This window comes from Sediminibacterium sp. FW305-C-61 (assembly GCF_058231065.1).
This window is the reverse complement of the sequence record NZ_JBIQXR010000001.1, coordinates 273,015-299,385: the sequence shown is the minus strand read 5'-3', so window position 1 is coordinate 299,385 and position 26,371 is coordinate 273,015. Positions and strand designations below refer to the sequence as shown.

Sequence of the window (26,371 nt, the reverse complement as noted above, 5' to 3'; positions counted from 1 at the left end):
ATACGTATGAAAGCAAATAACATTTTAGCAACCATCGGTAATACACCGCATCTGCGCGTAAATCGTTTGTTTGGAGACAAACATGAAGTTTGGGTAAAACTCGAAAGAAACAATCCCGGAAACAGCATCAAAGACAGGATAGCATTAGCTATGATAGAAGATGCAGAAGCTAAAGGCTTACTGAATAAAGATAGCGTTATCATTGAGCCAACCAGTGGTAATACAGGAATCGGACTTGCACTAGTAGCAGCAGTAAAGGGGTATAAGATTATTCTGGTGATGCCCGAAAGTATGAGTATTGAAAGAAGAAGATTGATGGCCTTGTATGGGGCTGAATTTGTACTTACACCACGTGAGAAAGGCATGAAAGGCGCTATTGAAAAAGCCACTGAGTTAACCCAGTCTACCCCCAATGCATGGATGCCACAGCAGTTCGATAATCCGGCCAATACAGAAGTGCACAGAAAAACAACGGCACAGGAAATACTAAACGATTTTCCTGATGGACTAGATTATATCATTACCGGTGTTGGTACCGGCGGACATATTACAGGCGTTGCAGAAATACTGAAAGCAAAATTTCCAACACTGAAAGTATTTGCCGTAGAACCGGAATTATCTCCTGTATTAAGCGGCGGATCCCCATCGCCACACCCATTGCAGGGTATTGGCGCAGGTTTTGTTCCCTCTATTTTAAATACAGCCATACTTGATGGAATTATCCAGGTAAGCAAAGATGATGCTTTCGCTTATGCACAACGGGCAGCAAAAGAAGAAGGCCTTTTGTTGGGTGTTTCATCAGGCGCTTCACTGGCGGCAGTAGCAAAGAAGTTGGCAGAAATACCAGCGGGCTCTAAAATACTTACGTTCAATTACGATACCGGCGAAAGATATTTATCAATAGAAGGATTATTCTAACCCCTCTGCGTAACCTCTGTAATCTCTCGTTCTCTGCGGTGGTATTCCTCACTCTGCAGAAGAAAGGAACCGCAGAGAACATGAGAGGCAGAGTTTACGCGGAGAGAAATTAAGAGAGCAAGGGCTCTTTTTTTTAGACAACTATAATCTACTAAAAAAGTAGACAATGAGTAAACAACCAACTTATGGCAAAGTAATCCTCGCATCAGCCGGCCCCGGTGATCCGGAATTGATAACGGTTAAAACCGTTCGCTGGTTAGCAAAAGCTGATGTTGTGCTTACAGATCGTTTGGTTAGCAGCCAGATTCTCAACAGTTATGTTAATCCAAACGCTGAGATTATTTATGTAGGGAAACAGTGCAGAAGAGGCATATCTACTCCACAACAAACCATTAATGAATTATTGGTAGAATATGCAGTGAAACATAAAATAGTTGTTCGCCTGAAAGGCGGTGATGTAAGTATATTCTCCAATGTGCTGGATGAACTGGAAACATTGGTGAAGTATCAGATACCTTATGAGATTGTACCCGGTGTAACTGCCGCATTAGGAGCTGCAGCTTATGCAGGTATTCCATTAACAGCAAGAGGATTATCAGTAGGTGTTCGTTTGCTGACTTATTACAAATCAGATACCGTTGCAGCCAATACCTGGAAAGACCTGGCACAAACAGATGATACTTTGGTGTTTTATATGTCTGGTGAAACATTGCCAGTTTTAGTTGACCAACTAATCGCCAATGGCATAGATAGTTCCAAGAAGCTGGCAGTATTGGAACAGGCCACTACGCCATTACAACAAATTCATGTTTGTGATTTACAAGATTATGCAACTCAACTAAGCGGGCAAATATTTCGTTCACCCACATTGGTTATGATTGGTAAAGTAGTAGCACTACACGAGCAATTCAAATGGTTGCCCAATATTCCAGGCACTGAACACTATTTTGAACCACTTACCGGCAGACTTACACAGATAGAAGAAAAAGCAACTGAAAAAAGACATGTTAGCAGAGCCTAAACTGAAAATATTAAACGAATTGGTGCACCAACTCAGTAAAGAAGAACTGATTTGGGTGAATGGATTTTTGTCTGGCTTAGTTGCTGAACCAATTGTAGCAACAAATACTACCATCCACAAAAAATTCACCATCGCTTACGGTACCGAAACAGGTAACGCGAAAAAGCTGGCTACCGATTTTGTAGCCAAAGCAAAGAAGAAAGGTATTCCTGTTAAATTAGTAGGATTAGATCAGTATAAACTTGCTGACCTGTCTAAAGAAGAATATTTCATCACGGTCATCAGCACACAGGGTGATGGAGAACCACCGATAGCGGCACAAAAGTTTTATGACCATATTCATTTGAATGGATTCAAATTGCCACAACTGAAATATGGCGTGCTCGCACTAGGTGATACAGCCTATCCTTTGTTTTGTAAAACAGGCGAAGATGTAGACAAGCAATTAGCGCATTTAGGTGGTCAGCGCATCACCCACCTACAAAAATGCGACCTTGATTACGAAGAGACTGCCCACCATTGGTTTGATGGTATCATCAGCCAGTTGAACCAACAAGAAACCCCTGCACTAAAAACAATAGCTCCTGTTCCAGCAAAAAAGCCGGCAGGTAAAGTGTATTACGACGCAGTGGTTCAAACCAATATCAACCTCACAGCAGAAGGATCAGCGAAAAAAATATACCATATTGAACTGGTAGCAGAAACTGTACCCTTTCTACCCGGTGATTCCATTGGCATCGTTCCAGAGAATGATGTATTAGTGGTGGATGAGATATTAGCAATGCATGCAATAGATGGAGCCAAAGTAATAAACTGGAAAAATGAAAACGCAAGCATCAGGGATTTGCTCTTGCACAAAATCAATATCAGCTACCTGCTGGATAAATCTGTGCAACACTATGCCAGCGTAGCCGGATATGAGATTCCTGCAGGTAAAGCTGACTTACTATCACTCCTGAAAAAATATCCATTAAAAAATGGGGACCAATTACTGCAGGTTGTAGAAGGCCTTACCCAAATTGTACCACGTATCTATAATATAGCTTCATCACCCACTGCACATGAAGGTGAAATACATATTACCGTATTGAGGGATGTATTTTCAAAGGACGAAAAAGAACAAACAGGTTTATGTACCTGGTTTTTAGAAAATAAAAAAGAAGGTGATACTCTTCGGTTCTTCATTCAAACCAATAACCGCTATCGCTTACCTGCTCCGGAGAAAGACATTATTATGATTGGTCCGGGTACAGGCATTGCCCCATTCCGATCATTTGTAGCAGAAAGAGACGCCACCGGGGCGAGTGGTCGTAATTGGTTATTCTTCAGTGAAGAAAAATTCACCACCGATTTCTTATACCAAACAGAATGGCAGTCATGGTTTGAAACGGATACATTAACTGATGTGAGTCTTTATTTCAAAGAAGGCTCCACCGATGTATCAAGCCTAGCTGAAAAAATCATTCAAAAAGGTAGTAAACTATTTGAATGGCTACAAAACGGTGCATTCCTATACCTCTGTGGTGAAAAAGAACCCGCAGGCAGGTTAATAGAAGAGGCACTACTGAAAGTATTTGAACAAGCCACCGGCTCAGAAACAAATGCCAAAGCCTATTTCGAAACACTGAAAAAAGAAAACCGATTCGCGAAAGACCTGTATTAGGTAAGTGAGTAGTGAATTGTGAATGGTGAATGGTGAATAGTAGTAGGAAGAAAAAACAACTATATACTACGATCACTCACCATTCACCATTCACCATTCACCACTCGCAATTCACAATTCACAATTCACCATTCACAACCATGCCCAACAAACCCTCCCCCATTGAAAAAATAAAAACTACCAGTAAAGGTCTACGCGGCACATTACAGGAAAGTTTGCAGGATGAAATAACCGGAGCCGTAAGAGAGCAGGATCATGCATTAATAAAATTTCATGGCATGTATGAGCAGGATGATCGTGACCTGCGGGAAGAACGTGCTGCCAAAAAATTGGATAAACTATACTCATTCATGATCCGGCTAAGAATACCGGGTGGAAGTATGACTGCCCAACAATGGGTAGCCGCACATCATATTGCGGGTAATTATTCAACAGGGGTGATCAAAATAACCACCAGACAAACGATACAGTTGCATGGAATTTTAAAGCATCAGATCAAACCAACTTTAAAGGATTTCAATTCCGTACAACTCGATTCAATAGCTGCCTGTGGTGATGTAAACAGAAATGTAGCCTGCACCAGTCACCCTTCAGAATCTCCTATACATAAGGAAGTACATGCTTATGCTGATAAAATAAGTCGTTTGTTGTTACCTAAAACCCGCGCTTTTTATGAGATATGGTTGGATGAAGAAAAATTGGCGGAGTATGACGAAACTGATCCATTGTATCAGGATCGATACCTGCCGAGAAAATTTAAGATTGGTATTGCGATTCCACCAAACAATGATGTAGATGTGTTGACGAACGACCTTGGACTCATTGCCATTATTGAAGCGGGTAAACTTATCGGATTTAATATCGCTGTGGGTGGAGGCTTGTCTACCACACATGGTAATCCGGAAACTTATGCAAGACTCGCAACAGTTATTGGTTTTACGGCAGGTGAGGAAAAAACACTGAAAGCGGTTTATGAAGTACTAACAATTCAAAGAGATTTTGGTAACCGCTCAGACCGGAAGTTGGCAAGGTTGAAATATACTGTAGATAAAATGGGCGTTGAAGCATTCAGGACGGAACTGGAAAAACGTTGCGGATTTGAACTGGAAGAAGCAAAACCCTATCAGTTTACCGAAAGAATAGATCGTTATGGATGGCAGGAAGATCACAAAGGGAATTGGCATTATACCTTATTTGTTGAAAATGGAAGGGTAACGGATGAAGCGGATGTTCCGCTAAAAACGGCCCTATTGGAACTTGCAGAAACAGGAAAACTTATTTTCAGGTTCACCAGTAACCAGAACCTGATCTTAAGTGAAATCAGTGCAAGTGATAAAACGATTATCGATGAAATTTTACAACGCTATGGCATCCTTAAAAGAGATGAGGCAATAAGTGCTTTGCGAAAAAATGCAATTTCCTGTGTGGCATTACCTACCTGTCCTTTAGCACTTGCTGAAGCACAAAGATACCTGCCAGTATTGATTGATAAAATCGAACCATTGTTAACCAAACATGGGTTGGCTGAAGAAAATATCGTTACCCGAATGACTGGTTGTCCAAACGGCTGTGCCAGACCTTATGCTGCCGAGATTGGGTTTGTAGGAACGGGTCCTGGCCGTTATAACCTGCACATTGGCGGTGACAGAGAGGGGACAAGATTAAATACAAAATATAAAGAGCAGTTGGATGAAGCTGGAATACTGGATGAGTTAGATAAGTTGTTTGGGTCCTATAAACAAAACCTATACCCAAAGGAAAGTTTTGGTGATTATGTAGAACGAACAATTATTACTGCACAATAACAAGCATGCATGTTGATTAACAATTACCAAGCCCATGAATGACGCAATAATAGAACAGAAACTTTCAGGAACTACCTGCAGGGATCCAAAACAGAATCATTTATTTCCGGTTTTTATACAATTGGAACGAATGCGTGTGTTGATTGTGGGTGGTGGTCCGGTTGCATTTGAGAAGTTTCAGGCTATATTAGTAAATGCGCCATCTACCAGGATAAAAATAATAGCAGAAACATTTCAGGAAGAACTGGTTACAGTTGCTGAGAAAAAAGCGCAGGTTGAACTTGTGCAAAAAACCTATTCATCGGGCGATTTATATGATGCTGATATTGTTATTGTAGCTGTTAATGATATAGAAACAGCAGAAGAAATTCGCAATGATGCAAAAGCCAGAAAACTATTGGTAAATGTTGCCGATAAACCGGCACTGTGTGATTTCTACCTCGGATCAATCGTACAAAAAGGCGATCTTAAAATAGCGATATCTACGAACGGAAAATCACCAACTATTGCAAAAAGATTGAAAGAAACACTGTATGAAGTTATTCCTGCAGAGCTCGATCAGGTTTTAGTGAATATGCAAATAATACGAAACAGGTTGAAAGGAGATTTTGCAGAAAAGGTAAAAAAGCTGAATGAGATCACTGAAGTGTTGGCTGTAACAGATAAAAAGAATCCATCCCTTGCCGAACGAAGATGGAAAAAAATTGCTTCAATATTTTTATTTGCTTTCTTCTTCATGTTTGTGGGTCATCTGGTACTGTCTTATGTTCCATTCACCCAACTGTTTTCACAATCCCGTGAACTGATTAGTTCATTGGATAGTACTTTTTACTGGATGATACTTGCAGGTTTTCTGGCCCAATTGGTAGACGGTTTATTAGGTATGGGTTATGGAGTAGTATCGGCAACCGTTTTATTATCGTTAGGTGTTAAACTACCTGCGATTAGTGGGAGTATACATACTGCCGAAATGTTTTCGAGTGCAGCATCTGGTTATAGTCATTATCGCTTCGGTAATGTGAACAAGAAACTTTTCAGGGCATTGCTTATTCCTGGTGTTTTAGGAGCCATACTTGGTGCGGTCGCTTTGTCGACTTTAGCCGATCACTATGCAGGATTCGTAAAACCATTGCTGGCGGTATATACGCTTTTTCTTGGGCTGCGGATATTGAGAACAGGGTTTAAGAAATTGAATAAACCGAAGAAATTTCGCAATGTTGGTTGGTTGGGTGCGGCCGGTGGTTTTCTGGATTCTTTTGGCGGTGGTGGCTGGGGACCTCTTGTTACCAGTACCTTGATATTGAAAGGAAGAACGCCCCGTTATGTAATAGGATCAGTTAGTATAGCCGAATTTTTTGTAACCCTCGCCAGTGCTGCTACATTCTTTTCCTTATTGGGCATATCACACTGGCCGGTAATAGCCGGACTGATTATTGGTGGTGTAATAGCTGCTCCCATTGCCGCCAGACTCACCGGTAAACTACCGCTGAAAACCATGTTTATTGCTGTAGGTATAATGGTAATTATTTGGAGTATCCGGATATTGATAAGCTCGGTGGTGTAATCTGCCCGCACTGCCTCATAAAAAAAGCCTTTGCTGGAAATCCCTGCAAAGGCCTCGTAGCGTTTGGTTTTTCAATTGCTGGATATTACCCGTTTAACTTACACTACAAGAGTCAACAGGCTGATTGGAATTTTTCAAAAGATTGTTGGATTCTAAACCTTGCAAAACGAGAAAAAGCATTTTACAAGTACAAAATAAAGTCATTTTGGGTTGGCGTTAGATAGTGGAGTAGTTGGTCTTACTGTAATTGTTTTACTACAAAGCCACCGTTTTTACCACCGTTATTTAAAGCTTTGCCTCCGTTAAATTACCGTAACGGATAGTTCTGGACAGCTCATCCTGGATCTTTCGGATTGAATTAGTGACTTGTGGAATAATGTATTGCTGTACATAATCCTGCCTGTTTAACCGCATTTCATTAAAAGCTTCCAGACCAAATTCGGGTGGCCTCATATTATTGCCGGCATTCGTGTTCGAGGAATAACATATTAAATCAGTGATATGGTTTTTATACCCTGAATCGGTAAAACTGATAGTCATGGTAAGGGTTACAAATGTCTGATCCATAACCAGTCCGGAAGCTTCTGCCGGGTGCATAACATAAAAACCATATTTCCCGGTGATACTTGTTTTGTTTTTGTTTTCTACCAGCATAATTGGTTTTCCCTTTCTGGTAATTTTAAAATGGTCTTCAAATCTGGATGTCCTGTAATAGTTTATAAACCAGGTTTTTGTTCGGTTATAAATGTTTGATTTGGATACCGGCATATTTTCCAGTCGAGTATAAAAGACTTTACCGGAATTTTCATCAACAGGAAAAAATACCTGTGCCTGTAGCTTTGCCAGTAAAATGAACGAAATAAAACCAGACAATAAATATTTCATAAGCAGTTGGTACAATTAAGTTATAACAATTGGCTAAGAATGCAAATTTTATTACAAATAGCGGTCATACAAGATAACCATGAATCACTCCTCTGCGAATCCTCTGCTTTCTCCGTGCCTTTGCGGTGAATATCTACGATTTTTCACCGCAGAGAAGTGAGATAACAAAGGTTTCGCAGAGAGTGGTGTAAAGCTATTTTTATTAATTTGATAGTTAAACCGCAACTTTATACCTAAATCCTGAAGCATGAAAAAGAAACATTCTGCGCAATTAAAAACCTGGCATGAAATACATAGTGCAGAGAGAACATTTGGTCAGCGAATTGCCGATAGTATTTCTGATGGTATGGGTTCCTGGACTTTTATCATCATCCAAACCATTTTTGTTTTAGGGTGGATGGCTTGTAACCTGATTGGTTACCTGATGCATTGGGATCCTTATCCTTTCATATTATTAAACCTCTTATTCTCTACCCAGGCTGCTTATGCAGCGCCAATCATTATGATGTCGCAAAAAAGACAAAATGAAAGAGACCGCCTGCAGGCCATGGATGATTACCAAACCAATCTCGAAGCCAAACAGGAAATTGAGGAATTACAAAGAAGGTTAAACAGGATTGAAACAGATAAGCTGGATAAAATACTGGCTATACTGGAAAGGGGGAAGTAGTAGCTAGCGGCTGTTGGCTTTTAGCTTTAGGCTATTAGCCATTAGCTTTTTGTGCGAAAAGCGAATTGTTAATATTTAGAAGAGTTAGAGGGGACACAGATTTATCATGATTATCATGATGATCTTGATAAATCTGCGTTCCATTTATTACTTTAGGAAAAGAATACTAACTATTCATTCCCACAAAAGCTAATAGCCCAAAGCTAATGCGGCAACCGCTCCCTAAAATACCCATATACCCAGGTGCCTGCAATAGCACTTAATAAAACTACAATCATTACGGTAATACCCATACCAATTTGTGCGAAGATCGGTCCGGGACATGCACCTGTTAAGGCCCAGCCTAATCCGAAAATTAATCCGCCGATTATCTGGCCCTTATTAAATTTTTTGGGTGTAAAATGAATCTCTTCACCGTGAATTGTTTTCACTTTGAATTTTTTAATCAGTGCTATGGATATAGCGGCCACCACTATAGCTGTTCCAATTACACCATACATGTGAAAACTTTGGAAGCGAAACATTTCCTGCATGCGAAACCAGGAGATGATTTCTGCTTTCACAAAAACAATTCCAAATAAAACACCAACAGCGAGGTATTTGAAATTATACCACCAGGGGTGTTGTTTTTCCGACTCGTTAACACACATTGTGTCTAAGGAGCGTACTTCAAAATCGGTTACTATTTCTGTTTGATTTGGGTTCATTGTTGCTGGATTACATTTTCATAATAAACGGAAGTAGGAAATTAGCCATGATGAAACCACCCACCATAAAACAACAGGTAGCTATAACCGAAGGCCATTGTAAATTGCTGATCCCCATAATGGCATGTCCACTGGTACAACCACCTGCATAACGGGAACCAAAGCCAACCAGGAATCCACCGCCCACCATCATTACAAAACCCCTGGCAGAAAATAAGGATTCCCAGGAAACAAGGTCCTGCGGTACCATGCTATTATAATTGGAAATTCCATACTCTTTCAACTCATCAACCAATGCAGGATTCACTACAATCGGGTTTGGATCTGGTATACCAAATGCAGCAATCATAGCACCGACTAATATACCTCCTACAAAAAACAGGTTCCAGGATTCTTTCTTCCAATCGTAGTTAAAGAAATTAATCTTTGCCGGAAAACAGGCGGCGCATGCATGACGCAGGTTAGCAGATATACCAAAATGTTTATTACCCAATAACAAAAGTATCGGAACGATTAATCCTATCAGTGCGCCGGCAATATACCATGGCCATGGCTGTTGTAAGAATTCCTTCATAAAAAATAATTGATGGCAAAAATGCCGATAAACAATTTTTTGAAGCGTGATTCATGTCACGCCGATCAGTTATCGTTGCTTAGCAGCTATTATCGGTAAAAAGGGCCCGTATTTGTGTTGTTGCTCACTAAAATTATCCGCATAGGGCCCAAATGGGTGATCGAAGGGCTTTTTGGAAATATTGGGCCAGTCTGACTTATTTGTAAAAACAGGTCGGGGTTGTGAATTTACATAAGCAGCCAGATCCCATGCTTCTTCATTGGTTAAACGATTTTGATGCGTTACCTCATTAAAGGGCATATTAGACTGAACAAAACCTGCAAAATTACTCAGGCGGTAAAGTCCTGCACCGGTATTATAACTATGGTTACCCCATAAAGGAGGATAACTGTATCCAATATTATCGGGGTTAAGCTGTCCTTCTCCATTGCTGCCATGACAGCGTTCGCAGTTCATAGCATATACATTTTTACCCTTTATCGGGTCGGCAGCACGGGTTAACAGTTCGGGTACTTTAATACCTGTTCCATTTGGCTTATCCTTTTTTGAGACGTCTTTACCTAGCCATTTTATATAGGTTTCAATAGCCTTATATTCACGACTGTTACTATCAGGGGCTTGTCCATTTAAGCTTCTTTCAAAACAATCACTTACCCGTTTATAAATACTTTCCATGCTTCCACTTCTTGCCCTGAACTTTGGATAGTTAGCCGCCACTGCTGCATAATTGTTTCCCCAAACTCGTTTACCTGCATCAAGATGACAGTTCTGACAATTCATTCCATTACTGATGGCTTTAATACTTCCTTTAGGACCAAAATAGGCTGCAGTATGTGCAATTAATTCTTCCCCATACAAAACAAGGGAACGGGTACTATCATCTTTTATAGGGTCTAAAAAATAACTGGGTGCATGCCAGTTACTGTCTGTCTGAACCTGCAGGTCTTTTTGAACATTGCTTTGCCATAGCCAGCCAGCAATAACAAAAAGCACCAATGCAAATAATATATAAGCCAACCAGTCTGCTTTAAATTTCTTCCACATAGCTTATAAATTAAAATCGATAGTTTAAAATTAGGTTGAATAAGGAAGTATTTACTTTATGGATCACATATTTATCATTATTGTAGGTATTTCCATTACCCCCTTTATAAACATATAAGAATTGTAGCTGCGCCCCGTTTAGTGCACCACTGAAATTATATTGTATATCCGCATTGAATTGCGTGTAGGAGGGCATTCCGTATTTGTTGAGTCTTGCGTCAAGTACATCCGGCAATTGGTAATAACCCAAACCAAATTGCGATTGAAGTCCCGTTTTACCATATTTGCGTTTATACTGTAACATCCAGGCATTTAAGTTACCAAAACCCTCATTTCTTTCACGAGGTAAAAATGTAAAGAAAGGATCGCGCCCCCACTCTCTTGGCATTAGGTATCGTCCGTTACCAGTAATACGATTATAATTCAATGATAAATCTTCTTCTTTGCTTTTATAACCAACCCTGACCCCAAAACTCAGTGCAGTGCTTCCTTTTTGGATATAAGTAAGGGCAGGGGAGGTATTGCCGTCATCTTTCAGGGATTGTTGCAGGATACCTTGGACAGCAGTATATGCATGGGCACTTTCATTTGATCCAAAATCCTGATCGGCCTGTAACAATACGGTGTTAAACATTTGATCAACCAATTGTTCCCATAACTGAATTTTTAAACGGTTATTCAGTTTTTGTGTGATACCGAATAGGGCAATATAATTACTGTTGAGATTATTTTTATAGGAAGATGGAGATCCGGATTCACTAACCCCTTGCGGGTAAACACCTATAGACTCTCCAACGTTAAACCAGCGAACGGTACTTCTGGGACTTATTTTCCATAAAACACCCGCATTGATCTGGGTTCGTTCCGATTTTTTTTGATACCAGATTCCTTCTACTCCTGTCGGACGCATTCTGCCATCTTGTGGGTTTATAAATGGAGTATTGATGATTTGTTTGCCAAATTTTATGGATTGGTTTCTCCATTCATAACGGATAAATAATTCTTCAAGACGATCAATATCATTTTTGTTCGATGGATGTTCTATATCAAATAAACCAATTTCATATCGGTTCACTTGTCCGGTAACGGGATCAGGTTTTAATAAATCAGAAGATCCTGTATTAAAAATAAAGAAGCCACCAATACCAAACTGAAAACCATGAAACGGGGCAGACTCAAATCGAAGTCCTCCACCGGTAGCATGTGCGTGATAATCTGTAAGCCCTTTTTTATTATCCGTTGCCATGAAAAAATACCGGAAATGTCCTTCTGTCTTTCCATGCTTGAAAGCCCCCAGCAGCGAACTACTATCGGCTTTTTGTTCATCATCTGCTGGTTGTGCCATTACAGAGATAAATGAAATGAAAAATAGGACTGCCAGGGCAGCATACTTTAAAACCATGCCTAATAAAACTTATAAATGATTATTTACCAGCCGAGCAGGATACGAAAGATAGGGCTTTGCTGAAGAATGAATTATGTCCGGATTCGGGATAACCAAGTTTTTTTAAAGTAGCAGTAATCTGTGCCCGATTGATTCCTATGCCCATTACAGCTATCTTCTTTTCCGGAACAGCTACAGTTACAGCCTGAACTCCGGGAATTTTCAGGAGTTCAGATTTTATTGTGTTTGCACAACCTTCGCAACGAATATTTTCAGCATAGAATTTTTCTGAAGTTGTCATGATAAATGTTGTTGTAGCAATTGTTGCAGTTGTCCGGCATTTTTTACGCCTGGTTCTCTCCACAATAACTGCCCTTTTTTAAAAATCATCAAGGTAGGGATACTGCTAACCTGAAAATGAGCCGCTACATCTGCATGTTCATCTACATTTACCTTGAATACCTGAACCTGATCTCCTAACCGGTCTTTCACTTCTTTTAAAACAGGGGGCATCATTCTACAGGGCCCACACCAGTCGGCATAAAAATCGACCAACACAGGCTTTTCACTGCTTATGATCTTTTCAAATGAATTATTCAGCATGGGTATTTTTTTTCGGTGTTTTTTTAAAAAGACTAAAAGCAAGTATACCTAATAAAGAAAAGTATAGCGTGCTGTTAATCGGTTTAGATGTTATGGCGCATGTGCCGGTTACACATCCTACATATTTCCAATAGAGGTATCCGGATAATGCTCCCAGAAGTCCTCCGGTCAGCAATAAATAATTATTACTAAAGAATTTCTTCATAAACGGATTCTTTTGTTGAAACAGTATTCTTCTTACTGGGTGTTGTGTAACAGCCAGTAGGCCCACAGCAACCGATATTAAAGATACCCATTGCCAATAACATGATCCCGATAATGGCAGTAGTACTATCCTTTGCATACCAGGATTGAACCAGCACAGCTATTGCCAGCACTACCCTTAACACACGCATGAAATGCCAGTTTTGCAGGATTGTTTTCATTATTTACTGATTTTATTAACCAAAGAATTCCAGGGACCGCCATTATATGCCTCCACACCAGCGCCTGTTAGCAATGATTTTGCCATACCACTTCTGTTTCCGCTTCTGCAAACGGTGATAATGGGTACATTCAATTGCTTAAGACGCGTTATCTCATTACGTAAGCGATCCAATGGAATATTCTTCGATCCTTTAATATGCCCCGCATCAAATTCCGATGCTGTTCTTACATCAATAACCAAACCTCCTTTGTCCATCAACATAGCATAGTCTACAGGAGCGGGGAATAACTTTTTAAAAAAGGATAACATTCAATTTAATTTTTATAGTACAACATATCAGATAATCCCCCGCCATTGTACACTTCCTTAAAGCCTTGCTGGTGCAGAAAATTCATGCCTATGCCGCTTCTGTTACCACTTCTGCAGTATAATACTACCGGCTTGTTCTCCTGTTTTAATTCATTCAGGTGTTTTGGAAGTTCATCAAGCGGAATATTGATCGCGCTTGGGTAATGTGAAGTGTTAAACTCACTATTAGTTCTCACATCAACAACAATTGGATTTTCATTGCTGAGTACTTCTTGTATTGTTTTCATTTTTATAATAAAGTTGTAGGGCATACATAATCGCTTACCCTGAATTTATTTGATTCTTTAATCGCTTTAAATCCACCTTTCACATCAATCAGGTTATCGAAACCTCTTGCACGAAGTATTGAATTAAAAATCATGGAGCGATAACCACCTGCACAATGCACATAATAGGTTTTGTTACGATCGATCTGACTCATACTATCGTTGATAAAGTCGAGTGGTGCATTTTCAGCATCCAAAACATGTTCGCTCAGGTATTCGCTATTTTTACGAACATCGAGGATATTTACTGCTTCTTCAGCAGCAATATCAGCCAGCTCTTCTGCACTGATAGACCTAATCTGATCTATTTCTTTTCCTGCTGCTACCCAACTTGCAAAACCTCCTGCCAGATATCCGATGGTGAAATCATAACCAACCCTTGCCAAACGGGTAATAACTTCTTGTTCTCTGCCTTCATCTGTTACAAGCAGTATTTCCTGTTTGATATCCGGAATCATAGCACCTACCCATGGAGCAAAATTGCCGTCGATGCCAATATTGATAGAGTTTGGTACAAAGCCTGCTGCAAATACCTGTGGGTCGCGTGTATCGAGAATTAATGCACCTGTTTCATTTGCCGCCGCTTCAAAAGCTTCAGGACTCAATGCATGCTGTCCTCTTTCCAACACAGTATCAATACTATCGTAACCATGAATATTCATCATTACATTCAACGGGAAATAAGCAGGTGGCGCAACCAGTCCGGTTGTTACTTCTTTGATAAACTCTTCTTTGGTCATATCTGCTCTTAAAGCATAATTGCTTTGTTTCTGATGCCCTAGTGTATCGGTTGTTTCCTTGCTCATGTTTTTACCACAGGCACTACCTGCTCCATGCGCAGGGTATACAATGATATCGTCGGCAAGCGGCATAATTTTGTTGCGTAATGAGTCGAACAAATATCCGGCAAGCATATCCTGTGTGAGTTCTGCTTTTACTTTCTGAGCGAGATCTGGTCTGCCAACATCACCAATAAAAAGTGTGTCTCCACTGAATAAGCCAACTGCTTTTCCTGTTTCATCTTTTAACAGGTAGCATGTGCTTTCCATGGTGTGTCCTGGAGTATGCAATACTTCGATGGAAGCATTACCCACTTTTAAAGATTCGCCATCTTTTGCTGCATAAAATGCAAAGTCCGGTACAGCATTTGGTCCATAAACAATTTGCGCACCTGTTTTTTTAGCGAGATCAAGGTGACCAGAAACAAAGTCGGCATGGAAATGGGTTTCCAGTACATACTTTATTTTGGCACCATTGCGTTCCGCTTTTTGAATATAAGGCGCTACTTCACGCAATGGGTCGATCACTACTGCTTCGCCATTACTTTCAATATAGTAGGCACCTTGTGCCAGACATCCGGTATAAATTTGTTCAACTATCATAAATGTTTGTTTTTATTTGATGAAGTAAAATTGAATCCTTTTTCAAGATTTTTTCGTGACCTGTATCACGTTGTTATCATTTTAACAATTGCCTTTTAGTAATTATAGTTTTGATTCAGCAACACAATACATTCTGAGGATAAAAATGAAAAAATCTGAGGTAATAAAACGTGATATTCGTCACATTAACACCTGTACTTTATCATAATTAGAAAGGCCCACATCGCTGCAGGCCTCTCATTTATTGGGGGGTAAAAGAAACTAGTGTGATGAACCGCCAGGAAAAACAATTTCCTTGACAATGATATAAATACCCATTACCAGTACAAACCAGCCAAATCCTTTTTTCAATTTGTTACCATCAATTTTTGTACTCATACGATTACCGATAAAAATACCACCAATTGCCAACGCTGTTACAGTGCCTAATAATTTCCAGTCCATATTAAAATGCGACAGGTCTCCGGTAAAACCAATCAGCGACTTGGCTGCTATAATCAGTAAAGAAGTTCCTACAGCCTGCTTCATAGGCAGTTTACTCAGTAGTACCAATGCAGGGATAATTAAAAAACCACCTCCAGCGCCAACCAGTCCGGTTAACATGCCTACAACGGCTCCTTCCAGTAAAATAAGTGGGTAGTTGAATTTCTGTGGACCGTTCTCTTGCTCTGTTGTTTTCTGTTTTTCACGGATCATTGAGATCGATGCAAACAACATTAACAAGGCAAATAAAACCATCATCAAAATAGACCTGGTAACAACGAACCCATTCACCGTGAATACCTCAAGCGGTATCATGGGAACAATGAATTTCCTTGTGGCAAACACAGCAGCAATGGATGGGATGCCAAAAATGATGGCAGTTTTTACATTGATAAAACCCTGTTTATACTTAGGGAATGCGCCCACCAGACTCGATGTGCCTACAATGAACAATGAATACGCTGTAGCCAATACAGGCTCAACGCCAAAAAGATATACAAGAACAGGTACTGTAAGTATTGAACCTCCACCGCCAATAAGACCTAGCGAAATACCAATGACCAGTGATGCGATATAACCAGCTATTTCCATTTTCTTAATTATTAGGGCAAAGATGGTTATAAGTCATTATTCGATTCGTGATAAATATCACGTGTCCCACTTATGCAGGTTCACGATCTCAATATGTGATTTATGTTGTGTAATCATGCCCTTTTCAGCCAGTTTCTTCATGAGCCTTGAGATTACTTCACGGGAAGAGTTTAACTCCTGGGCTATTTCCGTAAAGGAAATGGAAAGGAGGTTTGATTTAGTGGTAGCTTGGTGTTGTTTCAGGTAAAATACCAGTCTTTCATCCATATTCCTGAAAGCAATATGGTCGATCGTCTGTAACATATCTTCAAAACGATCGCGATAGCTGCTTACCACAAAATGATACCAGCTTTTATGATTGGCCATCCACTGGTCCATATAAGAAAGCGGAATGGCAATTACCTCGGTGTTCTTTACTGTTTTAGCCATAATCTGGCTGGTTTCCTGTTTAATGGCGCATACCATCGACAGGGCGCAGGCCTGTCCGGGTTGCAGGTAGTACATAAAGAACTCATTTCCTTCTTCGTCTTCCCTGAATATTTTAATAAGACCCGTAACAACCAGCATGGTAGAACGTATATTCTGACCCGTTTTCATGAGTATATCGCCCGGGTCGAACTCCTTTACTTCACCCACAGCAGCTATCTGCTCCTGCAGCTCTTTCTCAAAAAAAGGGAAATGTTTTTGTATGATCTCAATAGGTACCATGCACACAAGTTAGATAATCTACAAATCTAAACCGATAAAAAAAGCCGGGTGTGACTTTTATCACAGCCTATTTTTTCTTTGTAATGAGTAGCTGGTGAAATTTTTCAATTTCCTGTTGTTCCGCAGCAGACAGTAATTTCCTTTGTTCAAGCTGTGCTTTAAGGAACAATACCCGCTTATGCTGTGGGTATTTATCGAGGATACCAGCAATGAGCGCAGGCCATTTTTCGTCGGGCGCATCGTTAGTGGGTGAAACTTCTTTCAGCGGTGTTTTATCGCGTGTAGGCATTTTCAGCACGATGGCTTCTACAGCAGCAATCCAACCGGCTGGTATGTCGGTTACTTTTTTTGCTTTCAGTAATAGTCCTTCCAGTTGCTTTTTACTGAGGCTGCCCCTTTCTTCGTATTGGTGCATCAGGCTCATGATGAACAATGCATCTTTATTATGCTGGTAGCATGCTTCCAGCAATTTGTCGATCACATCAATCTTTTTCTTCTTTCCGGATTGGGCCATGATAAAAAAATAAAAGGGGAAGGTAGAAAAACTAAACTATTCAGACGAATCGGGATTGACGGGAATCTGGTGTATAGTCCATAGTCCATAGACCATGGTCCATGGACTATGGTCTATGGACATACCCCCCCCTTCCATGCTCGATTCACATTATTCCAGTAGTTTTAATGCTTACAAAACAGATTTATGTATCGTAATAGTATTGGTATTTGTTTGATAGGGTTATTGTTTTTTTGTTGTAACCCATCTAAGAGAGCAACCCATTCAGGTGATAAACTTCCGGCAAAAAGCTTTGCAGCAGATAGGGAGTTCAGGGCAGCCTGGATTGCAACAGTGGCTAATATTAATTGGCCCAGTAAGCCGGGATTGTCGGTTGAGCAACAAAAGAAAGAAGCTATTGAACAATTGGATTTCCTACAGGCACATCATTTTAATGCAGTTATTTTTCAGGTGCGTCCACAGGCGGATGCATTGTACGACAGTGCTTTGGAGCCTTGGTCGTATTACCTTACGGGTAAACAGGGAAAAGCACCCGATCCTTTTTATGATCCATTACAATTTTGGATTGAAGCCGCTCACGATAGAGGAATGGAACTACATGTATGGCTAAATCCATACAGGGCACATCATAAAGATGGAAAAGAAATCAGTAATCAATCTATTGTAAAAAAGCATCCTGAACTGGTGATGAAATTAAAGGAAGGATATTGGTGGATGGATCCGGCACAAAAAGCAACACAGGATCATACATCAGCAGTAGTAATGGATCTGGTAAAACGATATGACATTGATGGCGTTCACTTCGACGATTATTTTTATCCTTACCCTTCTTATAATGGAACAGATGATTTTCCGGATGATATAAGCTGGAAAGCTTACCAGCAGTCAGGGGGTAAACTTTCGAGAGGCGACTGGCGCAGAGACGCGGTCAATACATTGATTGAACGATTGTACAAGGAAATAAAAGCAGAAAAGAAACACGTGAAATTCGGACTGAGTCCATTTGGTATCTGGCGACCTGGATATCCTTCTTCCATTGAAGGATTTGATCAATACGATCAATTATATGCTGATGCCAAGCTTTGGCTTAATAAGGGCTGGATTGATTATTTCGCACCACAGTTATACTGGCCCATTAACCGTATGCAGCAAAGCTATCCGGTATTGTTAGGCTGGTGGCAACAGGAGAATACTTTACAAAGACATTTATGGCCGGGTATTAGTGTAGGAAGAGATACAAGTGCAAAAAATGTAAATGAAATCATGAGTCAGATCATGATTTCAAGGGGTATGTTGCCTTCGAGTATGGGTGTTTTACATTGGAATATTTTCTCTGTTTCCAAAAACCCGCCAATGGCTAAAGCACTGATTGAAGGGCCTTATAAAAAACAGGCACTGGTACCTGAAAGTCCATGGCTTGGAAGAGATAAACCCGCAAAACCGGCAGTAGATATCACAACTGAAAACGAAAAAGTAAAAGTCAGTTGGACACATCCAGAATCAAATAACGTTTTCAGGTGGGTAGTTTATTATCAATATGGCACACAGAAAAGATACCGGATATTAAATAAAAATGACAGAAGTATACTATTAGATCAATCTATTGTTTCAGGAAATAAAGAAAGTATTAAGATTTCTGATATTGTAGTAACGGCTGTAAACAGACTAGGTAACGAAAGTGAGAAATAGACCATGTAGCCAACGAAAAATAAAGGAATACTTATCAGATACAATACATGAGTGCCTGGTAAAGAAAGCTACGAACTATAGGTGTCGTGTATGATGGAACACGGATTATCATGATTTTCAAGGTCTATCATGATAAATCTTGAAAATCATGATAATCTGTGTTCTATTAATAACAGGTAGTGTATTTACTGCAATCAAATATCCTCGGACAGCAATGCATAAAACATATCCATAAAGATTAGCATCAACATTATCTTCAGTTTGTTGTTTGTATTAAAATATGCAGAAGTGTTTCTGTATGCATAATACTTTTTAACTTACTGGATAAACTGCCAAATGAAATACTTTTCTGGTTTGTTATGCCTGATTATCATGCAGCAAAATATTTACGCACAAACTAATTTTAGTGAATACCCAGCGTATACAGGAAACGATCTGGGTGTTAACTACTATCCCGCATATACTACTTTTCGCGTGTGGAGTCCAACTGCTACTACCGTTGAATTAAGGCTCTATACAACAGGAACAGGAGGTATGCTCTATAGGTCGGTTCAAATGCAGAAAGCTTCGGCTGGTACCTGGACGGCTGTTGTAAGAGAAAACCTCAAAGGTTATTTTTATACTTATCGGGCAGCCATTGATGGTAAGTGGAATAAAGAGGTAACAGATCCGTATGCCAAAGCGGTTGGACTAAACGGGCAACGGGCAATGATAGTTGATTTAAAAGAAACCAATCCTGAAGGGTGGGAGAAGGATAAAAGCCCTGACTTTTCTGCAAAGAACCTGCCTACAGATGCAATTATTTATGAACTGCATATTCGGGATGCAACCATTCACCCATCTTCAGGCGTAAAACAAAAAGGCAAATTTCTAGGTCTGGCAGAAACTGGTACTAAGAATGAAGCAGGCTTATCAACGGGGCTTGATCATATAAAGGATTTGGGTGTTACCCACGTTCACCTCTTACCATTTTACGATTATAATTCAGTTGATGAAACTAAAACAGAACAATATAACTGGGGATATGACCCCGTTCATTACAATGTACCTGAAGGCTCATATAGTACCAATGCAGCGGATGGGAATGTGCGTATCCGCGAATTGAAACAAATGATCCAGGCCTTTCATAAAAAAGGGTTAAGGGTTGTGATGGATGTAGTGTATAATCATACCGCACTCACTGAAACATCCAATTTCAATCAGCTTGTGCCTGGTTATTATTATCGGCAGAAAGCTGATGGTAGCTTCTCTGATGCAACTGCATGTGGTAATGAAACAGCGAGCGAAAGAGCTATGTTCAGGAAGTTTATGATGGAAAGTGTATTGTACTGGGTCAAAGAGTACCATGTTGATGGCTTTCGTTTCGACCTGATGGGTGTTCATGATATCACCACCATGAACCTTATTTCGGATACCCTTCATAAAATAAAACCAGATATACTATTATATGGTGAGGGCTGGACAGCCGGTGCTTCACCATTACCGGAATCGATGCGTGCGGTAAAGAAAAACGCTCATTTATTGAAAGGAATAGCTGTATTTAGTGATGATATACGAGATGGTATTAAAGGGAGTGTATTTGATATTAAAGACAGGGGCTTTGCAACAGGAAAAACAGCCAATACTGAGTCTGTAAAATTCGGCATAGTTGCATCCGGTAAACATAAACAGATTGATATGAGTAAGGTTAATTACTCAAAAGAGCCTTACACATCTGGACCGGATAATGTGATTACTTATGCAGAATGCCATGATAACAATATTCTTTGGGACAAAATAGCATTATCTTTTCCAGAGGCTTCGGAAGCCGATAGAAAAAAAATGCAGGAGCTGGCGTTCACCATAGTGCTTACCTCACAGGGGATACCTTTTTTACATGCCGGTTCAGAATTCCTCCGTTCTAAATTTGGAGAAGAAAATTCCTATAATAAAGGAGATAGTGTGAATGCTATAAGGTGGGATCAAAAGACAGTAAATAAAAATCTATTTGGCACTGTCCAGTCTTTAATCGATTTAAGAAAGACAAGATTTTCATTCCGAATGAGTTCCCAGGAAGATATCAGCAAGCATTTACATTTTTTGGAAAAAATACCTGAGGGAGTTATTGCTTATACCATTAATGCAAAAGAAGTAGGGGATAATCTTACAAAGTTTCTGATCATCTTTAATGGAACGTCTCAAAATCAAAAAATTAAGATACCTGAAGGGAAATGGTTCCCCTATTCTATAGAAAATATAGATAAGCTGAAACCTTTCGAAAATAGTATTGAGATTCACCCCTACGACAAGTTTATCCTGGTATGGGCTGGAAAATAACAGATACACCTATATTTGCACAAAATCAACAAAGGCATGACCATTGAAAGTTTTAAAGAACTGACCCACGAAAAGAAGTTATTGGAACTGAAGCACAACGGTGAAATACTGGGACCTTATGAGCGCAGAAGCGAGCATGGCGACAGTAAAACACCAGGTGATATTTTTGCTTTATATGAATTCTGGGTGTTTTTGAGTGAAGATGAAAAAATGATCATCCCTACCCGCAGAAACCCACTGTTCAAGGCAGAAGAAGAGTAAGTTTTATACTTTCTTTTATAAATAGCCACAGACGTATCAGGTTTACAGGAAAATTCCCTGGCAATCTTTTACGACTGTGGCTATATTTATATTATAAAGTCAGTATATGTCGCACCAGCTACCTGCATCAATTGTAAAAATGCAATTGAAATATGACCTTATAGGGAAAGACTCACAAAGAGGTATTACCCTTAGTTATGGTTGGCTTGCCAACCAATGCGGTCATTGTATGTTGGGTTTTATTCCCACACATTTGGTTTACCTGCTTTTAAAAAATGTTTTTCACGTAAAAGGTGCTTCATGGATTGCCGCTATAGCGATTGCTGTTTGCTGGACAGGTTTTGAAATTTATAATGTGGTAAAACCTTTAAAAAAACAAAAACTCGAAGGCGCATTATTCGAACCTGACTGGAAAAATATTATTTATGATACAGCAACAGATCTTGGCTTTTTCGCCATCGGTGCTTTTCTTGCGGGTGTTTTACTTGGGTTTAACTGGTATCTGCTGATTGGCTTATTGTTGATAGGGTTTTTGTTATACAATGCTTCTAAATGGTGGTATCATACAAAAATATACCAGCAGGCTTCCGAATACCCTTTTCAATTCCGGTTAAGTCAATGGAATTGGTTTATGAATGATGCAAACAGACAAACCGTACTATCCTATTTAACTAAACCTAAAGGCGGCTATCATTTACTTATTTCAGGGGCGTATAAAACAGGTAAAACTTCCTTGGGTGTAGCAATTGCAAATGAATGGTCCATTCAGCATAGAACCTGCAAATATGCAACTGCCATGAAACTATTTAGCTGGATGATTGAACCGAATTCAACTATGCCAGCTGTTCCAGGAAATATCTGGAACTGGCGCGAGGCAGATACACTGGTAATAGATGATTTGAATACAGGACTAAAGCATTCGGGTGAATTGATTTCACCGGCGGTTTTTATGCAACATTTGAACGGAGGAAATTACACGGCTGAGAATATACAGGCATTTAATAACCTGAATACCATTTGGGTATTGGGAGAAGTAAATGCTGTTTCTGCACATACCCTTCAAAATAGCTGGCAGCAGATATTATTACAAATGGGCATCCCTGAAGAAAAAATCTCTATGATAAACCTGAATCATCAAACGAATTAGTTGTAGGATGTTCAGGGAAGAATATGATTATCGTATGCAAAGCTTACAAGGTGAGTGAGACTTTTTACTTCGAATCTTTTATATAAAGGGATAATTCTTTTTTCAATAGCCGATTGGGAAACATTGAAATTATTTGCAATCTCTTTAAAAGAATAACCTTTTGCCACAAGTGCCAGTGCTTCTTTTTCTTTATCAGAAATGGCATACTGGTAAAATAAAGACTTGTTTAATTCTTCTTCAAAGCCGGATTTTTCAGGTCCAAATGCAGCATAACGCATCACTTTTCCAAAATAGATACTTCTATTTACCTGGAAGCGACCAATAATAGATAATACTTTACCGTTTGCATGTTCAAATACACCTACTCTTGCTACAATAGGTACTTCGGTGCCATTTTTGTGCAGCTTTTTTGATTCAATCATAAAGCTGTATTTGTCGAGATCGGTAGTGGTTTTATGAATAAACATAAGTGCTTTATCGTTCACTTCATGCACAAAGGGAGCATAATCGGGGGCAGTCATGTTAACGATCTTCAACATAGTAATTTCATCATCCTTATACCCTAATACTTCTTCCCATCCACTGGCATAGATCATTCTTCCTTTAGCAAAGGAATAGATATAAATACCTTCTTCCGGAAATTTTGGTATGGTTTGATTAAAATGTTTCACTTCCTCTGTAGAAAGATCTGCAGGGATATCAGTGATAAAACTTTTGGAATAACTACCTAATCCAGTTGGTGCTGTCTGACTCATAACAATATCATAAATACTCCCCTTTCCAGCACCTGCGTCTTTTCACAGTTGACCCGTATACAGGTCTATTGTAATTTTGGTCTTAGAAAGGAGGGGTTATTAAACTTCGCCGGTTTAACAGTTTAAAATTAGTAATCATATGCTAATACACCAAGAAACTGTGATTCCTCCTATCTCATTGATAATCAGGCACTGCCTTTATCTTATAAACCTATTGAGGCTGTTACTGATCACGTCGGGGGGTGTGATTCTGTAACAGCCGCTAGGTTGAGCAAGCAATAATTGGTCCTATGTAAACCTACTGCCTGTTGTTAAAACAGGAAAACCCGGGTATTTTATCCGGGTTTGGTTTTTAGTCCATGGTCCATGGTCAAAAAAACTGTGAACAATTCGCTATAAGAACCCAGTCAAACTTCAATACTTAATTTTCTACCTGGTTTTAGGTTTGTTCAGTAGAAACATTCGCATGCGGACTTCATTAAGTGGTCTGTCGCTTTTGGTGGGTACTGCTGCAATAGAATCGAGTACTTCAAAACCCTGGAGTAATTCTCCAAAAACAGTGTAGCCCCCATCAAGATGTGGGGTGCCACCAACAGTTGTATACAATGTTTTTTGTTCGTCTGTTAATACCAGTTTTCGGGCTGTAATTGTACTGTCTAATTCCGATTTTCGCCAGGCAGGTCTTTGTACAATATAGAACTGGCAATTACTACTTGCTTTCTCTGGGTTTTCACTACGGGCAGCAGCCAGTGCACCGCGTTGATGAAAAATATGCTGATCTGTTCTGAATTCAGCAGGAATAAGACCGCCAGGTGCAGCACCACCACCAATGCGTGTATCTGCCTTGGCATATTTACTATTGGGATCTCCTCCCTGAATCATAAAACGATTAATTACCCTGTGAAACAATAAGCTATCATAAAAGCCGGCATTAACTTTTGAAAGAAAATTATCGCGATGTAATGGGGTTTGGTTGTATAGTTTCACAACCATATTTCCTTTAGTGGTCATAATGAGTATATGGGCTTCATCTTTTGAAACCTGAACCCATTTTTTGTTTTCCCTGATGGCTTGTTTTTCCTCTTTATCCAGTTTCCTGAAATATTTGGTTGATGAACAAGAGCAGAGGAAGACAATAAGTGCTGGTAATATTTTTTTCATATCTGTGCTTGGCTTAAAGTAATTTATGCTTCACCATTCCATTCGCGGTAGAACTGGTTCAGGAACTTTTCCATAAATAAGTGTCTTTCTAAGGCTAGTTTTTTACCGGTTTCGGTATTCATTCTGTCTTTCAATAAAAGTAACTTTTCATAAAAATGATTAATGGTGGGAGCGGTGCTGTTTTTATAAGCTTCTTTGGTCATGTTTAAATCAGGTGCAACAGCGGGATCATAAATTTCCCTGTTCTTATAGCCGCCATAATGAAAAGCACGTGTTATGCCAATGGCGCCAATAGCATCTAACCTGTCTGCGTCCTGCACCACGGATAATTCAGGTGAATGGAATGTCTGGTCATGATTACCGCCTTTGAAAGAAATATTGGCCACAATATTTACAACATGATCCTGAATAGCCGTTTCTATAGGAAGCGTTTGCAAAAATGCTTTCGCGGTAGCCGGGCCAATTTCTTCATTACCATGATGAAATTTTGAATCTGCAATATCATGTAATAAAGCAGCCAGTTCAGTAACCAGTAAATCAACAGGCTCTGAAGCAGCTATTAGTTTTGCATTTCGCCAGACTCTTTCAATATGAAACCAGTTATGACCTGATTCGCTACCTGATAAAGTATGCTTAACATACGCAACCGTGGTTTCAATAATTTCCTGATTACTCATTATTGTTTTGATTCTAGTACTTCTCTTTTGGTCCAACATTCATCCAGCGGTCCACCGGTAGATTTTTGTCCTTTGTGTCGCCAGTCACCATCCACAAAAGAATATTCGAAGCTAAGTGACTTACCAACACTTTCGGCTGTTTTGGTAAAGAAATGAATCGTTTCTGTGTATTTACCATTTTCGGTGGTATAAGTTCCGCCTCCTGTATCAATAAATTGTTTGGTTACAACATTATAAGCGATCCATTGAAAGTGTTTGCCAGATAATATTTTCATTGTACGGCGTGGAAAAAATGGACTTCTTCTTTTTGATACCTGGTCGTTTGAATAACTGCCGGTAATAATCCAGGCACCTGCAAGGGCACCCGGTGTGCCATCATCAAGCCTCTCTAGCTTTTTAGGCAAGCCATTCAGACTTAATTGGTTTTTAGAGGTAGTAAATGTACTATTCCAGTCTGTTCCCACTTTAGCACTATCCAAACTGTTCCATTCTGTTTTTAGCATTAGTTGGCTACCATTAATAGTGTAGCTGCCACCATAAGAAGAAATGAATTTTTTCTCTTCAAGGTTATAGGTAGCGGAAGAAAAAATATGGGGTGTGATGATGATAACGGTTTGTTCTTTTCCTTCTGTAAACCGCCACGCACCCTGTATGTTTTGCTCTTTATAGTTTTTATTGGTGAAAGACAATATCAGCACCGATATAAAAGTAATGGTAGCTAAACCGAGTCTGGAAATAGATTTTCTCATGAAGTAAGGTTTTTATAAAAATAAACATAGATGTGTAA

The 26,371-nt window shown here is 39.6% G+C and carries 29 protein-coding genes; 10 read left to right on the top strand and 19 right to left on the bottom strand.

All coding sequences use genetic code 11. The annotated features are described in order from the left end of the window. Nucleotides 1-6: 6 nt before the first annotated feature. The 5 genes from cysK (at nucleotide 7) to ACH30E_RS01230 (ending at nucleotide 6,971) form a co-directional block, all read left to right on the top strand. Entirely contained in the window at nucleotides 7-918 is a 912-nt protein-coding gene (gene cysK / locus ACH30E_RS01250) for a cysteine synthase A (RefSeq protein ID WP_490823286.1), read from the top strand. A gap of 166 nt (nucleotides 919-1,084) precedes the next feature. Further along, nucleotides 1,085-1,939, top strand: a complete 855-nt coding sequence (gene cobA / locus ACH30E_RS01245) for a uroporphyrinogen-III C-methyltransferase (RefSeq protein WP_490823285.1) — start codon at nucleotides 1,085-1,087, stop codon at nucleotides 1,937-1,939. Next, the gene (locus ACH30E_RS01240) at nucleotides 1,923-3,602 is read left to right on the top strand and encodes a diflavin oxidoreductase (protein WP_490823284.1); all 1,680 of its coding nucleotides are present in this window, start codon (nucleotides 1,923-1,925) and stop codon (nucleotides 3,600-3,602) included. Before cobA ends, ACH30E_RS01240 begins: the two co-directional genes overlap by 17 nt. A 140-nt stretch (nucleotides 3,603-3,742) precedes the next feature. Further along, complete coding sequence (gene cysI, locus ACH30E_RS01235) at nucleotides 3,743-5,407, top strand: assimilatory sulfite reductase (NADPH) hemoprotein subunit (protein WP_490823283.1); 1,665 nt, start codon at nucleotides 3,743-3,745, stop codon at nucleotides 5,405-5,407. Between the two features lie 34 nt (nucleotides 5,408-5,441). Beyond that, nucleotides 5,442-6,971, top strand: a complete 1,530-nt coding sequence (locus ACH30E_RS01230) for a TSUP family transporter (RefSeq protein WP_490823282.1) — start codon at nucleotides 5,442-5,444, stop codon at nucleotides 6,969-6,971. Between the two features lie 285 nt (nucleotides 6,972-7,256). Here ACH30E_RS01230 and ACH30E_RS01225 read toward each other — a convergent pair whose 3' ends face one another. Beyond that, the gene (locus ACH30E_RS01225) at nucleotides 7,257-7,856 is read right to left on the bottom strand and encodes a DUF4468 domain-containing protein (protein ID WP_490823281.1); all 600 of its coding nucleotides are present in this window, start codon (nucleotides 7,854-7,856) and stop codon (nucleotides 7,257-7,259) included. A gap of 247 nt (nucleotides 7,857-8,103) precedes the next feature. Between ACH30E_RS01225 and ACH30E_RS01220 the strand changes: the two genes are divergently transcribed. After that, on the top strand, nucleotides 8,104-8,526 hold the full coding sequence (locus ACH30E_RS01220; RefSeq protein WP_490823280.1) for a DUF1003 domain-containing protein: 423 nt from the start codon (nucleotides 8,104-8,106) through the stop codon (nucleotides 8,524-8,526). A 203-nt stretch (nucleotides 8,527-8,729) separates the two neighbouring features. On the opposite strand, the gene ACH30E_RS01215 is transcribed toward ACH30E_RS01220, so the two are convergent. The 14 genes from ACH30E_RS01215 to ACH30E_RS01150 form a co-directional block, all read right to left on the bottom strand. Beyond that, complete coding sequence (locus tag ACH30E_RS01215) at nucleotides 8,730-9,233, bottom strand: DUF6691 family protein (RefSeq protein WP_294989451.1); 504 nt, start codon at nucleotides 9,231-9,233, stop codon at nucleotides 8,730-8,732. Between the two features lie 10 nt (nucleotides 9,234-9,243). Next, complete coding sequence (locus ACH30E_RS01210; protein WP_490823279.1) at nucleotides 9,244-9,807, bottom strand: YeeE/YedE family protein; 564 nt, start codon at nucleotides 9,805-9,807, stop codon at nucleotides 9,244-9,246. Nucleotides 9,808-9,876: 69 nt separating this feature from the next. Continuing rightward, complete coding sequence (locus tag ACH30E_RS01205; protein ID WP_490823278.1) at nucleotides 9,877-10,851, bottom strand: c-type cytochrome; 975 nt, start codon at nucleotides 10,849-10,851, stop codon at nucleotides 9,877-9,879. A gap of 10 nt (nucleotides 10,852-10,861) precedes the next feature. Beyond that, on the bottom strand, nucleotides 10,862-12,196 hold the full coding sequence (locus ACH30E_RS01200; protein ID WP_490823277.1) for an OprD family outer membrane porin: 1,335 nt from the start codon (nucleotides 12,194-12,196) through the stop codon (nucleotides 10,862-10,864). Between the two features lie 79 nt (nucleotides 12,197-12,275). After that, nucleotides 12,276-12,536: a heavy-metal-associated domain-containing protein gene (locus ACH30E_RS01195; protein ID WP_490823276.1), complete on the bottom strand. Its 261-nt coding sequence runs from the start codon at nucleotides 12,534-12,536 to the stop codon at nucleotides 12,276-12,278. Then, nucleotides 12,533-12,838: a thioredoxin gene (gene trxA / locus ACH30E_RS01190; protein WP_490823275.1), complete on the bottom strand. Its 306-nt coding sequence runs from the start codon at nucleotides 12,836-12,838 to the stop codon at nucleotides 12,533-12,535. The genes ACH30E_RS01195 and trxA overlap by 4 nt, the downstream gene beginning before the upstream one ends. Beyond that, the gene (locus ACH30E_RS01185; RefSeq protein ID WP_490823274.1) at nucleotides 12,828-13,043 is read right to left on the bottom strand and encodes a hypothetical protein; all 216 of its coding nucleotides are present in this window, start codon (nucleotides 13,041-13,043) and stop codon (nucleotides 12,828-12,830) included. The genes trxA and ACH30E_RS01185 overlap by 11 nt, the downstream gene beginning before the upstream one ends. Continuing rightward, on the bottom strand, nucleotides 13,027-13,263 hold the full coding sequence (locus ACH30E_RS01180) for a hypothetical protein (protein WP_490823272.1): 237 nt from the start codon (nucleotides 13,261-13,263) through the stop codon (nucleotides 13,027-13,029). The genes ACH30E_RS01185 and ACH30E_RS01180 overlap by 17 nt, the downstream gene beginning before the upstream one ends. Then, the gene (locus ACH30E_RS01175; RefSeq protein WP_490823270.1) at nucleotides 13,263-13,574 is read right to left on the bottom strand and encodes a rhodanese-like domain-containing protein; all 312 of its coding nucleotides are present in this window, start codon (nucleotides 13,572-13,574) and stop codon (nucleotides 13,263-13,265) included. Before ACH30E_RS01175 ends, ACH30E_RS01180 begins: the two co-directional genes overlap by 1 nt. A 5-nt stretch (nucleotides 13,575-13,579) precedes the next feature. Continuing rightward, nucleotides 13,580-13,861, bottom strand: coding sequence for a rhodanese-like domain-containing protein (locus tag ACH30E_RS01170; protein ID WP_294989426.1), 282 nt, complete (start codon nucleotides 13,859-13,861; stop codon nucleotides 13,580-13,582). A gap of 2 nt (nucleotides 13,862-13,863) precedes the next feature. Next, a complete protein-coding gene (locus ACH30E_RS01165) occupies nucleotides 13,864-15,282 on the bottom strand; it encodes an MBL fold metallo-hydrolase (protein ID WP_490823268.1) in 1,419 nt (472 codons plus the stop codon). Between the two features lie 261 nt (nucleotides 15,283-15,543). Then, nucleotides 15,544-16,356: a sulfite exporter TauE/SafE family protein gene (locus ACH30E_RS01160; protein ID WP_490823267.1), complete on the bottom strand. Its 813-nt coding sequence runs from the start codon at nucleotides 16,354-16,356 to the stop codon at nucleotides 15,544-15,546. Nucleotides 16,357-16,413: 57 nt separating this feature from the next. Continuing rightward, a complete protein-coding gene (locus ACH30E_RS01155; protein WP_490823266.1) occupies nucleotides 16,414-17,064 on the bottom strand; it encodes a Crp/Fnr family transcriptional regulator in 651 nt (216 codons plus the stop codon). 67 nt (nucleotides 17,065-17,131) lie between these two features. Continuing rightward, nucleotides 17,132-17,578 (bottom strand): hypothetical protein, encoded by a 447-nt coding sequence (locus ACH30E_RS01150; protein ID WP_490823265.1) that lies wholly within the window; start codon nucleotides 17,576-17,578, stop codon nucleotides 17,132-17,134. A 186-nt stretch (nucleotides 17,579-17,764) separates the two neighbouring features. On the opposite strand from ACH30E_RS01150, the gene ACH30E_RS01145 reads away from it, so the two are divergent. The 4 genes from ACH30E_RS01145 (at nucleotide 17,765) to ACH30E_RS01130 (ending at nucleotide 22,991) form a co-directional block, all read left to right on the top strand. Further along, entirely contained in the window at nucleotides 17,765-19,267 is a 1,503-nt protein-coding gene (locus tag ACH30E_RS01145; RefSeq protein WP_490823264.1) for a glycoside hydrolase family 10-like protein, read from the top strand. A 336-nt stretch (nucleotides 19,268-19,603) separates the two neighbouring features. Next, nucleotides 19,604-21,583, top strand: a complete 1,980-nt coding sequence (gene pulA / locus ACH30E_RS01140; protein ID WP_490823263.1) for a type I pullulanase — start codon at nucleotides 19,604-19,606, stop codon at nucleotides 21,581-21,583. A gap of 36 nt (nucleotides 21,584-21,619) precedes the next feature. Next, nucleotides 21,620-21,844 (top strand): hypothetical protein, encoded by a 225-nt coding sequence (locus ACH30E_RS01135; RefSeq protein WP_294989405.1) that lies wholly within the window; start codon nucleotides 21,620-21,622, stop codon nucleotides 21,842-21,844. 106 nt (nucleotides 21,845-21,950) lie between these two features. Then, nucleotides 21,951-22,991, top strand: coding sequence for a hypothetical protein (locus ACH30E_RS01130; RefSeq protein ID WP_490823262.1), 1,041 nt, complete (start codon nucleotides 21,951-21,953; stop codon nucleotides 22,989-22,991). 11 nt (nucleotides 22,992-23,002) lie between these two features. On the opposite strand, the gene ACH30E_RS01125 is transcribed toward ACH30E_RS01130, so the two are convergent. From ACH30E_RS01125 to ACH30E_RS01110, 4 genes are all read right to left on the bottom strand, one after another. Beyond that, nucleotides 23,003-23,746, bottom strand: coding sequence for a LuxR C-terminal-related transcriptional regulator (locus tag ACH30E_RS01125; protein ID WP_294989399.1), 744 nt, complete (start codon nucleotides 23,744-23,746; stop codon nucleotides 23,003-23,005). 429 nt (nucleotides 23,747-24,175) lie between these two features. Then, a complete protein-coding gene (locus ACH30E_RS01120; protein WP_294989396.1) occupies nucleotides 24,176-24,907 on the bottom strand; it encodes a peptidylprolyl isomerase in 732 nt (243 codons plus the stop codon). 23 nt (nucleotides 24,908-24,930) lie between these two features. Beyond that, entirely contained in the window at nucleotides 24,931-25,584 is a 654-nt protein-coding gene (locus ACH30E_RS01115) for an HD domain-containing protein (RefSeq protein ID WP_490823260.1), read from the bottom strand. Beyond that, nucleotides 25,584-26,333, bottom strand: a complete 750-nt coding sequence (locus ACH30E_RS01110; RefSeq protein WP_294989391.1) for a hypothetical protein — start codon at nucleotides 26,331-26,333, stop codon at nucleotides 25,584-25,586. Before ACH30E_RS01110 ends, ACH30E_RS01115 begins: the two co-directional genes overlap by 1 nt. Between the last annotated feature and the right edge of the window lie 38 nt (nucleotides 26,334-26,371).